A 12,497-nucleotide genomic window follows, 5' to 3' on the forward strand; every position below is an offset into this window, starting at 1 on the left:
CTACTTCACGGCTATGAGCTCGATCAGCCGAATGTTGGGATCCTTAGCCAAGAGGCTTGGGCCGTGTTCGCCGAGCGCCGCCGGGATGGCACCGTTGAGATGGTCCTGCCGCGCTTCCTCGGTCTCGAAAGTGTCGAAGATGCCGAAGGTGTTTTCGTCGACGCGGAAGGCGTACCAGGTCTTAGTGCCCGGTTCGGCAGCCACGATGTCTCGGCCGCCGCTGAGGAAGTCCCAGACGTCCTGCTCCTTCCCCGGCTTGGCCTCGACCAGTGCCAGTACTCCAAAGTTAAGCGCCATTGCAGTCTCCTCAAGAACATCAGCGGAATCGGCCGTCTGCCGGCCTATTCCAGAGTTTAGGAAGATGCCCGGACCAGAACAAGGGTGCGCCGGAACGATGGGATCCCGTGTTCCGGCCGGAGCAATGCGAGTCCTGGCTACCGCCCGTAAAGACCGGTGCTGAGATAGCGGAAGCCGGAGTCGACCATGACGGTGACAACGGTTGCGTCTGGACCGAGCTGTTCGGCCACGCGCAGCGCGGCCACGACATTTCCTCCGGAGGAGGTGCCGGCGAAGATGCCTTCCTCGCGGGCGAGCCGCCGGCTCATCGCCATCGCTTCGTCGGATGAGACCCGTTCAATCGCATCCACCTCCGCTGGCTCCCAAAGCGGGGGAATGAAGCCGATGCCGGTCCCCTCGATCCGGTGGGATCCCGTCGGGCCCCCGGAGAGCACGGCAGACTCGGCGGGCTCGACGGCGACGACCCGCAGCCCGGGAAGGTGGGTGCGCAGGCCGCGCGCCGTGCCGTGGATAGAGTGCGCGGTGCCAACGAACTGCACAAACGCATCCACCCGGCCATAGGACTGCTGCCAGATCTCCTGGCCCATCGCGAGGTAGCCCGTGATCGCGTCGCGGTTGTTGAGCTGGTCGCAGGCCCAATGGCCCGGCTGCGCGCTCAGTTCACCCGCCCGGGCGATCATCGCTCTGATCAGCTGCTCCGTGATTTTTCCGTGGTCGCTCGGCACGTCCTCCACCGTTGCGCCCAGCGCCTCCATGGTGCGGCGTTTCTCGTCACTGAACGCGTCCGAGAAGACAACGTGGAGCCTGTAGCCTTTGGCTGCGCAGACCAAAGCAAGCGAGATGCCTGTTGTCCCGGCGGTGTACTCCACGACGGTGTCTCCCGGGCTGAGATCGCCGCGGGCTTCTGCGCCCCTGATCGCGGCTACGGCCATCCGGTCCTTCATGCTCCCGGTAGGGTTCGCAAACTCCAGCTTGGCCAGTATCCTGGCTGACCCTGGCGGCACCACTTCTCGCAGTTCGATCAGCGGAGTGGAACCGATCCCCGCCAGCACGCCCTTGCCTATACCCGCAGCACGTGCCATGTGTCCGCCTCACGCTCAAATGCCCGCCCCGGCTTGCAAGATCAAGCTATACCACCCGGAATGCTGGCGCCAGTAGTCACATCCCCCCGAACTCCAGGCCGCCGTCGTGGGGCACATTGGCGTGGATTGAGGCGCAGACCATCCCAGAACGCGGCGTGTCCGTGTCAAAGTGCCCCACTTCGGCGGGTCGCACCCACGCACAGCAAAGCCCGACGGCGGGACTCGCCGTCGGGCTCTGCTGTTAAGTTTTCGCAGGGCTTGGGCCTGTGCGGCCTAGCGGGTGCTTCCCGAGAGGAGGCCGCGGCTGCGGAGGAGGCGCTTCTCGATCGGGGCGAACACCAGCAGCTCGATGAGGATACCGACGGCCAGGATCAGCAGGATCGCGGCCATTACAACCGTCATGTCAGACAGGACACGGCCCTGGTCAAGCAGCGAGCCGAGGCCGAAGCCGATGGTGCCGCCCACGGCGATGATTTCCGCGGCCATCAGCGACCGCCAGGAGAACGCCCAGCCCTGTTTCAACCCGCTGAGGTAACCGGGCAGCGCGGCAGGCAGGATGATCTGCACGGCCATCTGGAAACGGTTGGCGCCTAGGACCGTGCCGACGCGGCGGTACTGCGGCGGGATCTGGTCCACGCCGGAGATCAGCCCGTTGATGATGGACGGGATGGCACCCATAAAGACCACGAAATAGACGGTGGCATCCGTGAGGCCGAACCAGATGATGGCAGCGGGCACCCAGGCCACGGACGGCAGCACCTGCAGGCCGGAAATCAGCGGCCCGAAGGCTCGGCGCAGCGGCGCAACCTGGGCCAGCAGCAGCCCCACCGGGGTGGCGATGGCAACGCTGATCAGGAACCCGACCAGTCCGCGCTGCAGCGAAGTCCACACCGCTTCCTGCAGCTTGGCCTCGCCCCAGAGCGCACCAATCTGGCCCAGGACGTCGAGCGGACCGGGCACCAGGTCGCGGCGCTTGACGCCCAGGGAGACGTAGAACTGCCAGACCAGGACCAGGACCACAAGGGCGGCGACGGGCAGGAGCACACGGCTCCAGTCGATCCGGTGCTTGCGCGCCGCGTCCGACTGGAGCGAATCCAGCCCGGCCTCGAGCTCGCGCAGGTCCTCATGCCCGGTGGAAGAGCGGGTCAAAGCGGCGTGGACTTTGCGGGTTTCCGGCTGTCCAGTGATTGAGCTGGTCGAAATCCCGGTCTCGTCAGCCTCGACCACCGGGTCGCTCTCGGCGAGGGGTGTGGGGTTATTTGGCATGGCGGCGAATCTCCTCCCGCAGCCGGGCGGTGATGACCCCGGTCAGCTGTCCGGCCAGGCCGGCGTCGGTTCGGTGTTCCTCGGAAACAGCCCACTCCTGGACCACACGGCCGGGACGGGACGACAGCAGCAACACACGCTGGCCCAGCCGCACGGCTTCGCGGACATTGTGGGTCACAAAAACGATGGTCCGCCCCGTTTCCTTCCAGATGCGTTCCAGCTCGTCGTGCAGGAGGTCGCGGGTGATGGCGTCCAGGGCGGCAAACGGCTCATCCATCAGCAGCAGCTGCCGGTCCTGCGACAAGGCCCGGGCAAGTGCCACGCGCTGACGCATGCCGCCGGAAAGCTCGTGCGGACGCTTGTCCCCGGCCTCGCCCAAGTGCACCAACTCGAGCAGCTCATCGGCCTTGATCCGGCGATCGGCCTTCCCCACACCGCGCAGCTTCAGGGCCAGCTCGATGTTCTCCCGCGCCGTCAGCCACGGGAAAAGGGCGGCGTCCTGGAACATAAAGGCTGCTCCGTCGCTGGGCACTTCAAGGGCGCCCGACGTCGGGACCTCCAGTCCCGCCATGATGTTCAGCAGGGTGGATTTACCGCAGCCGGACGCACCGAGGAGGGCTACGAATTCGCCCGCGCCGATGTTGGCGTTGACGTCGTCCAGCACCGGGGCGCCGTCGCCGAAGCGCTTGCCCAGGTTTTCCAGTACGACTGGCATGGTCCCGTCCTTAGGTAGTTGGTGCGGTAGGTGGCGGTCAGTCCTGGCCGAGGCCGGCCGCGGAGACCCGCTCGGCGGTTCCGGTGACTTCGTTCAGGGCACGGAGGTCGAACAGTCCGGTGATGTCCGCCTGCTTGGTGGTGCCGGCTTGCACCCCGTCTTCGAGGAGCTTGGGGTAGGTTCCCGCGAGCGGATCCACCGTGAAAACCACGCTTTGCAGGGCTCGGTCAAGGACATCGGCGGGAAGCGCCGCGCCTGCCGATTCCTGCAGGGCGTCATTGATGACGCTCGTCTTCTCTGCGGCGGGCGTGTCATTCAGCCACGCCACGGACTCTGCGTGGCCCTTGAGCAGCGCCTTCACGGTGTCCGGATGCTCGGCGGCAAACTTCTTGTTCACAATCAGGATGGTCGTGGGGAACTCGCCGGCCTTGCCGGAAAGGGAGCCGTCCCAGAGGTCCTTTTCGTCCACCAGGACCTTGGCGCCGGCCTGGAGCACCAGACGGGACGCCCACGGCTCAGGCAACCACGCGCCGTCGAGCTTTCCGTCCTGGAACAGTTTCAGCGTCTGGGCGTTCTCCGTGGGGTTGATGGCGACGTCGCCGCTGCCGTCCACGTTGGTCTTGTAGCCCTGCGAGCCGAGCCACGCGCGGAGCGCAACATCCTGCGTGCCGCCCAGCTGCGGCGAGGCGAGGGTCTTGCCCTTCAGGTCCCCCGCCGAGTTGATTTCGGGACGCACAACCAGCTGCGCACCACCCGCGGCGGCACCGGCGATGACGCTCACTGATTCCCCCTCGCTCTTGACAAACGAGTTGATGGCCGGGTTCGGGCCGATGTATGCCGCGTCGATGGCTCCGGCGTTCAGCGCCTCGATGGCGGCAGGCCCCGCGTTGAAAGTTTCGGTGCTGAGCTTGGTGTCGCCCAGGTTCCGGGCCAGGATCCCCTGCTTCACGCCCACCAGGGCGGGGGCATGGGTCAGGTTTCCGAAATAGCCAAGCTTCAGTTCTGCGGCCGGAGTGGGCGCCGGGATGGCTGCCTCTGCCGCCGTATTACGCGAAATGGACGACGCCACTACGGCACCGGCGGCGATCAGGAAGACGAGCCCGATGGCCAGGGCCGCCTCGATGGCACGCTTGCGCTTGGGTGCTGCGCTTTCGCCTGCCACGATGCGGGTCATCCCGGGCTTGGAACTAGTCATTGTTTCACCATAGGGAGTGACATAAACCCATTCAATGAAGCAGAAACGGGGGGTCACGCGGGTTCATGCAACGTCACATTCCGGGCCCCGCTCAGTCCCCCTTGACGTTGATCAGCTGCCGCAGCTTGTGCCGCACCCTGACGAGGTCCGCAGCGTCGCGCATCACCACATCAATGGGTTTGTAGGCCGCCGGAATTTCGTCGATGAACGCCTCGGTGACGCGGAACTCGATGCCCTGCATGGCCGTCTTCAGCTCGGCCAGCGAGAACGTCTTGCGGGCAGCCGTCCGGGAATACTCGCGCCCGGCGCCGTGCGGGGAGGAGTTCAGCGAGACAGCGTTCCCGAGCCCCTCCACAACGTACGACGCCGTCCCCATGGACCCGGGGATAAGTCCCGGATCGCCGTGCTCGGCTCTGATCGCCCCCTTCCGCGATACCCACACGGATTTGCCGTAATGGGTCTCCTGCTGCGTGAAGTTGTGGTGGCAGTTGATCCGCTCGCGCTCCTTGACATTGCCGCCCACCCAGTGCCCGAACTGCGTGATGACGCGGTCCATCATTTCCTCGCGGTTCAGGAGGGCGAAATGTTGCGCCCAGCGTAGTTCCTTGATGTAGCGGGCGAACTCGCTGGTACCCTCCTCCAGGTAGGCGAGGTCCGGGTCGGGCAGCCTGGTTCCGCGTTTGCGGGTCACCTGCTGGGCGACGCCGATGTGGTGCTGCGCGATCTTGTTGCCCACGCCCCGCGAGCCCGAGTGCAGGAACAGCCAGACGGCGTCCGTCTCGTCGACGGAGACCTCGATGAAGTGGTTGCCCGAACCCAGCGAGCCCAGCTGAAGTTCCCACTTGGCCACGTACTGGGCAGGGTTGAATCCGGCCTGCGCCGCCCGCTTCCGGAGCTCGGCAAGGCGCGGTTCGGCAGTGTGCTGGACGCTCCTGTTGTTATGCCCGGCGGACAACGGAATGGCCCGTTCGATGTCCTCGCGCAGCCGTTTGCGGTCCTTGGGCAGGTCCTTGACCGAGTACTGGGTCCGCACGGCGATCATGCCGCAGCCGATATCCACACCGACGGCGGCCGGAATGATCGCGCGCAGGGTGGGGATCACCGAGCCCACGGTGGCGCCCTTCCCGAGGTGCGCGTCCGGCATCAGGGCAAGGTGCGGGTAGATGAACGGCAGCGTGGAGGTGGCCAGGGCCTGTTCAAGGGTCTTGGCGTCGAGGATCGAGGCCCAGCTGATGAGCTTGCTGTTGATGGTTTCCATGCCGCAGCCTCCCACTCACGATCATGGTCCGGCGCCTACCGGCCCGCAAGGCCAGGCCCGCAAGGCCAGGCCTGCAAGGCCCAGGGACGGCTCTGCCCCGCATAACCGGTGTGGGGCAACCGGTTATGCGGGGCAGGGCCGCTCAAGCGAAGGCTCAGATCGAGTAGCGCTCGTCCTCGTGGTCTCCCGGGTGGTCCTTGACCAGGCCCGCGGCCAGCGTGTTGCCGTCCAGCGGGTCGATGACCAGGAACGCGCCGGTGCGGCGGTGGTGCAGGTAGTTCTCCAGCGGCAGCGGCGCGGCGAGCCTGAGCTGCGCGTGGCCGATGTCGTTCAGCTCCAGGCTGGACGCGCCTTCGAGCTTGAACGTGGCCAGGTCCAGCTTGCCGCTGACGCTGCGGACCAGCGCCTGGACGGTGCGGGTGCCGTGCTTGACCAGCACCTTGGCACCTTCACGCAGCGGCTTCGGCGACAGCCAGCACAGCGCGGCGTACAGGTCGGCGGTGGACTCCGGGAAGGTGCCGGCGGCCGCGATGGTGTCACCGCGGGCGACGTCGAATTCCTCGGCCAGCCGGATCGCCACGGACTGGGGAGCGAACGCTTCCTGCAGTGACTCACCGGCGAAGTCGATGCCGGTCACCGTGGTGGTGCGGGCCGCCTGGCCGGGCGTCAGCACAGAAACCTTGTCCCCCACCTTCACCGAACCCTCGGTGATCTGGCCGGCGTACGCGCGGTAGTCGCGGTAGGCCTCCACGTCCAGGCCACCGGCCACGGCGTCGGGAGCCAGCGCACCCTGCGGCCGGATGACCAGCTGCACCGGGAAACGGAAGCTCTCCAGCTGCGTGTCGATCTCGTCCGCGGCCGGGAGCGTCTCGAGAACCTCCAGCAGGGCCGGGCCGTCGTACCAGGGGGTGCGCTCGGACCGGTCCACCACGTTGTCGCCGTCGAGGGCGGACACCGGGATCACCAGCAGGTCGTCGATGTGGTCCGCCGTCCCCAGCGCAGCCGCGCCGATGCCCAGTTCGCGGGCCACCTGCTGCACGTCGGCCTGGATTTCACGGAACACAGACTCGCTGAAGTCCACCAGGTCGATCTTGTTCACGGCCACAATCACGTGCGCCACCCGCAGCAGCTGCAGCACGGACAGGTGCCGGCGGGTCTGCTCCAGGACACCCTTGCGGGCGTCAATGAGTACGACGACGGCATCCGCCGTGGACGCGCCGGTCACCGTGTTTTTGGTGTACTGCACGTGCCCGGGGCAGTCGGCCAGGATGAAGCTGCGCTGGTCCGTGGCGAAGTAGCGGTAGGCCACGTCGATGGTGATGCCTTGCTCCCGCTCGGCGCGCAGGCCGTCGGTCAGGAGGGCCAGGTCGATGCCGCCTGCCGAGCCGCCGAAGCCCCGGTCCGCGGAGGTGCGGGCAACGGCGTCGAGCGTGTCAGCAAGAATCGCCTTGGAGTCGTGCAGGAGGCGGCCCACCAAAGTGGACTTCCCGTCGTCGACCGATCCGGCGGTGGCGAAGCGGAACAGCGTGGTGGGCAGGGCTGTTTCCAGCTCGGCGGTGATTCCGTGCAAATTTGCGTTAGTGCTCATTTAGAAGTACCCATCCTTCTTGCGGTCTTCCATGGCTGCCTCGGAGATGCGGTCATCTGCACGGGTGGCGCCACGTTCGGTGATGGTGGAGGCGGCAACTTCGATCACAACGTCGCTCACCGTGGCTGCGTCCGACTCAACGGCACCGGTGCAGGACATGTCGCCCACGGTGCGGTAGCGGACGGTTTTGACGATGACTTCTTCGTGCGGCAGCGGCTGGGAAACCTCGCCCACCGCACGCCACATGCCGTCGCGGGCAAACACTTCGCGGTCATGGGCGTAGTACAGGCCCGGCAGCTCGATGTTCTCGCGTTCGATGTAGCGCCAGATGTCCAGCTCGGTCCAGTTGCTGATGGGGAACGCGCGGACATGCTGGCCCACGGTGTGGCGGCCGTTGTAGAGGTTCCACAGTTCGGGGCGCTGGTTGCGCGGGTCCCACTGGCCGAATTCGTCGCGGAGGCTCAGGATGCGCTCCTTGGCGCGGGCCTTATCCTCGTCACGGCGGCCGCCGCCGAAGACGGCGTCGAACTTGTTCTGCGAGATGGCGTCCAGCAGCGGGACGGTCTGCAACGGGTTGCGGGTGCCGTCGGCACGCTCGGCCAGCTCGCCGCGGTCGATGAACTCCTGCACGGAGCCGACAACCAGCTTCAGGCCTAGGCGCTCCACGGTCCGGTCGCGGAAGTCGATGACCTCGGGGAAGTTGTGGCCGGTGTCCACGTGCAGCACGGGGAACGGGACCTTGCCCGGCCAGAAGGCCTTGGTGGCCAGATGCAGCATCACCACGGAATCCTTGCCGCCGGAGAACAGCAGCGCGGGCTTCTCGAACTCGGCCACGACTTCGCGGATGATGTGGATCGCTTCGGACTCGAGGGCGTCCAGGCTGGAGAGGCGCGTCGATACGGCGGCTTCAGTCACCTGGGTGGTCTCCTCAGTTAGGAAAGTGCTCATACGTGTAGTCCGCATTCTGTCTTGTCGGTGCCTGCCCAGCGGCCGGCGCGGGGGTCGTCTCCGGGCGCCACCTTGCGGGTGCAGGGCTGGCAGCCAATGGAGGGGTAACCCTGGGAAAGCAGCGGGTTGACGGGTAGGAGGTTGTCGTCGGAGTACTGGACCAGCTGGTCGAACGTCCACGCGGCCACCGGGTTGACCTTGACCAGGCCGTTGACGTCGTCCCAGGTCACCAGCGGGGTGTTGGTGCGGGTTGGGGCTTCGTCGCGGCGCACGCCGGTGAACCAGAGTTCGTAGCCGGCCAGGGTGCGGCGCAACGGGGCCACCTTGCGGAGGGCACAGCACTGGGCGGCGTCGCGGGCAAAGAGGTCCTTGCCCAGGAGCCGGTTCTGCTGTTCCACGGTGTTCTCGGGAAGCACGTCCACCACGTTGACGCGGAGGTTCGCGGCCACCTCGTCACGCGTGGCGTAGGTTTCCGGGAAGTGGTAGCCGGTCTCCAGGAACAGGACGTCGACGCCGGGCATCTGGTCCGCGACCAGGGCCGGCAGGACGGCGTCGGCCATGGAACAGGCGACGGCGACCGCGGAGAGGTCGAAGTTGCGCTCCACCCAGGCGATCACGTCGCGGGCGGGGGCGTCCCAGCCGAGCTCGGCGGCGCCGGACTCGGCGATGGCCTTCAGTTCGTCATGGGTGCGGAGCTTTGGAGTTTCGACGGGCTCAGCCACCGGGTCAACTCCCAGTGCGTGCTTGCTCACTGGAGGGCCTCCTCGTCTGCTGCGTGGGCCCACTCGGCGAAGGTCTGGCCTTCGGCGCGCTGGGCCACGAAGGTGCGGACAACGCGTTCCACGTAGTCCGGCAGGTCCTCGACGTAGACCTTCAGGCCGCGGACGGTGCGTCCCAGGCCAGCCTCTTCGCGGCTGTTGGATGCCAGCCCGCCGCCCAGGTGGACCTGGAAACCCGGGGAGGGGTCGCCGTCGGGCGTTGGAAGCATCATGCCCTTCAGCCCGATGTCCGCGGTCTGGATGCGGGCGCAGGAGTTGGGGCAGCCGTTGATGTGCAGGGACAGCGCGTGCGGCAGCTCGCCGGACTCGGCCAGGTCCGCCAGGCGGCGTTCCAGGTCCGCGACGGCGGTGGCGGCCGTGACCTTGGTTTCCACGATGGCCAGCTTGCAGTATTCGATGCCGGTGCAGGCGATGGTGCCGCGGCGGAACACGGACGGGCGGGCGGAGAGGCCCAGGGCGTCCAGCTCGGCGACCAGCGGTTCCACGTGGTCCTTGGCAACGTCCAACACTACGAGTTTCTGGTGCGGCGTGGTGCGCAGGCGGTAGGAGCCGCGGGCCTCGAGGGTGTCCGCGAGCTTGAGCAGCTGGGCGCCGGACAAGCGGCCTGCCAGCGGGGTGGCGCCGATGAAGAACTTGCCGTCCTTCTGCTCGTGCACGCCGATGTGGTCGCCCGGAGTGGTGGGCTTGGGCGCGGCGGGCCCGTCGGCCAGCCTGTAGCCCAGGTATTCGTCCTCGAGGATCTGACGGAACTTCTCCGGACCCCAGTCAGCCATCAGGAACTTCAGGCGGGCCTTGGTGCGCATGCGGCGGTAGCCGTAGTCGCGGAAGATGCTGGTGACGCCGAGCCAGACTTCGGCGGCTTCCTCGGGCTTCACGAAGGCACCGAGCCGCTTGCCGAGCATCGGATTGGTGGACAGCGCGCCCCCGGCCCAGAGGTCGTAGCCGACGCCGAGTTCGGGGTGGCGGACGCCCACCAGAGCGAAGTCGTTGATCTCGTGGACCACATCCTGGCTGGGGTGGCCGGTGATGGCGGTCTTGTACTTACGCGGCAGGTTGGACAGCAGCGGGTTGCCGATGAAACGCTCGCCCAGCTCCGCGATAAGCGGCGTGGGGTCGATGATCTCATCCTTGGCGATGCCGGCCACGGGCGAGCCCAGGATGACACGGGGCACGTCGCCGCAGGCCTCGGTAGTGGACAGGCCAACACCCTCAAGCCGGGTCCAGATCTCGGGGATGTCCTCCACCCGGATCCAGTGCAGCTGGATGTTCTGGCGGTCCGTGAGGTCGGCGGAATCCCGGCCGAAATCAACGGAAATCTGGCCGATGACGCGCAGCTGCTCGGTGGTAAGCGCACCGCCGTCGATCCTGACCCGGAGCATGAAGTACTTGTCTTCCAGCTCGTGCGGCTCGAGCGTGGCGGTCTTGCCGCCGTCGATCCCGGGCTTGCGCTGGGTGTACAGGCCCCACCAGCGGAACCGGCCGTGGAGGTCCTGGCTGGGGATGGAGTCGAAGCCGTCCTTGGAATAGATGGTCTCGATACGCTCCCGCACGTTGAGGCCGTCGTCTTCCTGTTTCCAGGTTTCGTTGGCGTTCAGCGGGGTTTTGCCGTCCACTTTCCACTGCCCGTGCGGCTTTGCAGCGGGGCGGGAGGCGCGCGCGGGGCGCTTGGCGGCGGCGGGGTCCACGGACGCTCCGGCTAGAGCTGTATCAGTCATGCATCGACTGTAGGTGCCCGTCGAAGCGCGTCACAAAGGTCCGGAAACGGGAGGTCACCTAGGGAAACAATTCGTCACGAACCGCCGGAGAGCCTTGAAGATACCCGCCTGCTGTGCTTGGTTGCGGTTCCCGGGCGGGCGGCTATTAACCGTGTACGACGGCGGCGTCGAACCGTTCCAGCGCGATCTCGGCGAGCACCGGCGACGGCAGCAGTGGTTCCGTCACGAGATCGGCACCGGCTTTGGCCAGCTGGTCGTGGAAGAACCCCGGCGCGAGGAGGTAGGAGGCAATCACCACGCGGCCGCCGTCGTCCACGGCACCGGCGGACTCCCCCGCCCCGGCACCCCCTGCCAGTTCCAGTCGGAGGATGGCGACGGCGTCGGGCACCGACGGCTGGGCAGAGGCACCGTAGGCGGGCAGAATCCGGTTGCGGCGCAGCACCCTGAGCTGGTCGGCGAGCTCTTCCACGCTGACCGCGGCGTTGGGGTTGGAGGATCCCGCGGCAGCGAGGACGATCGCGTCGCGGTCCGTGACGCCGGCCTCCCGAAGGCGTTGGTCCAGCAGTGCCGCGAGCCGCGGGTCCGGGCCGAGCGGCGCGGCGGCCAGGCTGCCCGGCCGGCTCTTAACGGCCCGGGCGATGTCCACCTTGACGTGATATCCCACGCTCAGGAGGAGGGGCACGACGACGGCACTTGAGTCTGCGGGCAGTCCCGCCACCACATCCACGAGGTCCGGCTGCTGGACGTCCACGTAGGCTTCGCGAACGTCCAGGCCCGGGCGCAGGGCGGCGACGTTTGCGCGCAGGGCGTTGACCTCCGCGGCGCCCTGGGGGCTGGACGTCCCGTGGGCACAGGCGATCATGATCGGGTTGTTCATAGGGGCTAGCGTAACGTTGGAGCCGCCCTGTCCGCCCACCATGAAACCGCCGGGACGCCTCATGACACTGCCGTTCGACACATTGCCGTTCGACATCGACCTGGTATGGCTGGACCTGGCCGGCGTCTTCTTCTTCGCCGTCTCCGGATCCCTGCTGGCGGCACGGAAGCAGTTCGACCTGGTGGGCTCGCTGCTGTTGGCGTCCCTGGTCTCCCTTGGCGGCGGCGTCATCCGCGACATCATCCTCAACACCACCCCGGCGGCCTTCTCCAACCCCGCCTACTTGGTGCCCCCGGTGCTGGCCACCGTCCTGGTGTATTTCCTGTACTCCAGCGTGCAGCGGTACACCTCGCTGCTGGTGCTGTTCGACGCCGGCGGGCTGGCCCTGTTCTGCATCACCGGAACGCTGAAGGCCCTGGCCCTGGGGATGAACCCGGTGGCCGCCGTGCTGCTCGGCGTGACCACCGCGGTGGGCGGCGGCCTGCTGCGGGACATCACCGCCAACGAGGTGCCCCAGCTTTTCGACCCCCGGGACCTCTACGCGCTGCCGGCCTTCAGCGGGGCGGCCTTGACCGCGCTGCTCTGGGTAATAGGGGCCTTCAACGTGCTGACGGCGTGCGCGGTGGCGGCCGTGGTGTTCGCGTTCCGCGTAGTTGCCTGGCGGCGGTCCTGGTATGTTCCGCTCGCCGTACATGGCTTGCACCGGCGGGGTGGGGACTCGGGAGGTGGCTCCGGCGCCGGGGCTGGCGGCGGCTCGGGAGCACGCCGCAGTTAGCT

Annotated in this window: 12 protein-coding genes; 1 reads left to right on the plus strand and 11 read right to left on the minus strand. The window is 67.2% G+C overall.

Annotation, left to right across the window (positions count from 1 at the left end):
* From ASG77_RS10305 to ASG77_RS10355, 11 genes are all read right to left on the minus strand, one after another.
* On the minus strand, positions 1–297 hold the full coding sequence (locus ASG77_RS10305) for a putative quinol monooxygenase (protein WP_056344750.1): 297 nt from the start codon (positions 295–297) through the stop codon (positions 1–3).
* Between the two features lie 137 nt (positions 298–434).
* Positions 435–1,379 carry a PLP-dependent cysteine synthase family protein gene (locus ASG77_RS10310; RefSeq protein WP_056344753.1) on the minus strand — a complete coding sequence of 315 codons (945 nt, stop codon included), beginning with the start codon at positions 1,377–1,379 and terminating at the stop codon, positions 435–437.
* Between the two features lie 273 nt (positions 1,380–1,652).
* Positions 1,653–2,645 carry an ABC transporter permease gene (locus tag ASG77_RS10315; RefSeq protein ID WP_056344756.1) on the minus strand — a complete coding sequence of 331 codons (993 nt, stop codon included), beginning with the start codon at positions 2,643–2,645 and terminating at the stop codon, positions 1,653–1,655.
* Complete coding sequence (locus ASG77_RS10320; RefSeq protein ID WP_056344759.1) at positions 2,635–3,360, minus strand: ABC transporter ATP-binding protein; 726 nt, start codon at positions 3,358–3,360, stop codon at positions 2,635–2,637. Before ASG77_RS10320 ends, ASG77_RS10315 begins: the two co-directional genes overlap by 11 nt.
* Before the next feature lie 37 nt (positions 3,361–3,397).
* A complete protein-coding gene (locus ASG77_RS10325; protein ID WP_056344763.1) occupies positions 3,398–4,534 on the minus strand; it encodes an ABC transporter substrate-binding protein in 1,137 nt (378 codons plus the stop codon).
* A gap of 112 nt (positions 4,535–4,646) precedes the next feature.
* A complete protein-coding gene (locus tag ASG77_RS10330) occupies positions 4,647–5,813 on the minus strand; it encodes an RtcB family protein (protein ID WP_056344766.1) in 1,167 nt (388 codons plus the stop codon).
* A 154-nt stretch (positions 5,814–5,967) separates the two neighbouring features.
* Positions 5,968–7,401: a sulfate adenylyltransferase subunit 1 gene (locus tag ASG77_RS10335; RefSeq protein ID WP_056344769.1), complete on the minus strand. Its 1,434-nt coding sequence runs from the start codon at positions 7,399–7,401 to the stop codon at positions 5,968–5,970.
* Complete coding sequence (gene cysD / locus ASG77_RS10340) at positions 7,402–8,349, minus strand: sulfate adenylyltransferase subunit CysD (RefSeq protein WP_056344773.1); 948 nt, start codon at positions 8,347–8,349, stop codon at positions 7,402–7,404.
* The gene (locus tag ASG77_RS10345; protein ID WP_082575938.1) at positions 8,346–9,101 is read right to left on the minus strand and encodes a phosphoadenylyl-sulfate reductase; all 756 of its coding nucleotides are present in this window, start codon (positions 9,099–9,101) and stop codon (positions 8,346–8,348) included. Before ASG77_RS10345 ends, cysD begins: the two co-directional genes overlap by 4 nt.
* Positions 9,098–10,843, minus strand: coding sequence for a nitrite/sulfite reductase (locus tag ASG77_RS10350; RefSeq protein ID WP_056344775.1), 1,746 nt, complete (start codon positions 10,841–10,843; stop codon positions 9,098–9,100). Before ASG77_RS10350 ends, ASG77_RS10345 begins: the two co-directional genes overlap by 4 nt.
* Positions 10,844–10,988: 145 nt before the next feature.
* On the minus strand, positions 10,989–11,720 hold the full coding sequence (locus ASG77_RS10355) for a sirohydrochlorin chelatase (RefSeq protein ID WP_056345198.1): 732 nt from the start codon (positions 11,718–11,720) through the stop codon (positions 10,989–10,991).
* A 61-nt stretch (positions 11,721–11,781) separates the two neighbouring features.
* On the opposite strand from ASG77_RS10355, the gene ASG77_RS10360 reads away from it, so the two are divergent.
* Positions 11,782–12,495 carry a trimeric intracellular cation channel family protein gene (locus tag ASG77_RS10360; RefSeq protein ID WP_056345203.1) on the plus strand — a complete coding sequence of 238 codons (714 nt, stop codon included), beginning with the start codon at positions 11,782–11,784 and terminating at the stop codon, positions 12,493–12,495.
* Positions 12,496–12,497 lie beyond the last annotated feature (2 nt).

This window comes from Arthrobacter sp. Soil762, assembly GCF_001428335.1.
Lineage (GTDB): Bacteria > Actinomycetota > Actinomycetes > Actinomycetales > Micrococcaceae > Arthrobacter.

Bases quoted from the DNA above. Each gene is read 5' to 3' on its own strand.
- ASG77_RS10305 (WP_056344750.1), bottom strand. From the start codon at position 297: ATGGCGCTTAACTTTGGAGTACTGGCACTGGTCGAGGCCAAGCCGGGG.
- ASG77_RS10310 (WP_056344753.1), bottom strand. From the start codon at position 1,379: ATGGCACGTGCTGCGGGTATAGGCAAGGGCGTGCTGGCGGGGATCGGT.
- ASG77_RS10315 (WP_056344756.1), bottom strand. From the start codon at position 2,645: ATGCCAAATAACCCCACACCCCTCGCCGAGAGCGACCCGGTGGTCGAG.
- ASG77_RS10320 (WP_056344759.1), bottom strand. From the start codon at position 3,360: ATGCCAGTCGTACTGGAAAACCTGGGCAAGCGCTTCGGCGACGGCGCC.
- ASG77_RS10325 (WP_056344763.1), bottom strand. From the start codon at position 4,534: ATGACCCGCATCGTGGCAGGCGAAAGCGCAGCACCCAAGCGCAAGCGT.
- ASG77_RS10330 (WP_056344766.1), bottom strand. From the start codon at position 5,813: ATGGAAACCATCAACAGCAAGCTCATCAGCTGGGCCTCGATCCTCGAC.
- ASG77_RS10335 (WP_056344769.1), bottom strand. From the start codon at position 7,401: ATGAGCACTAACGCAAATTTGCACGGAATCACCGCCGAGCTGGAAACA.
- cysD (WP_056344773.1), bottom strand. From the start codon at position 8,349: ATGAGCACTTTCCTAACTGAGGAGACCACCCAGGTGACTGAAGCCGCC.
- ASG77_RS10350 (WP_056344775.1), bottom strand. From the start codon at position 10,843: ATGACTGATACAGCTCTAGCCGGAGCGTCCGTGGACCCCGCCGCCGCC.
- ASG77_RS10355 (WP_056345198.1), bottom strand. From the start codon at position 11,720: ATGAACAACCCGATCATGATCGCCTGTGCCCACGGGACGTCCAGCCCC.
- ASG77_RS10360 (WP_056345203.1), top strand. From the start codon at position 11,782: ATGACACTGCCGTTCGACACATTGCCGTTCGACATCGACCTGGTATGG.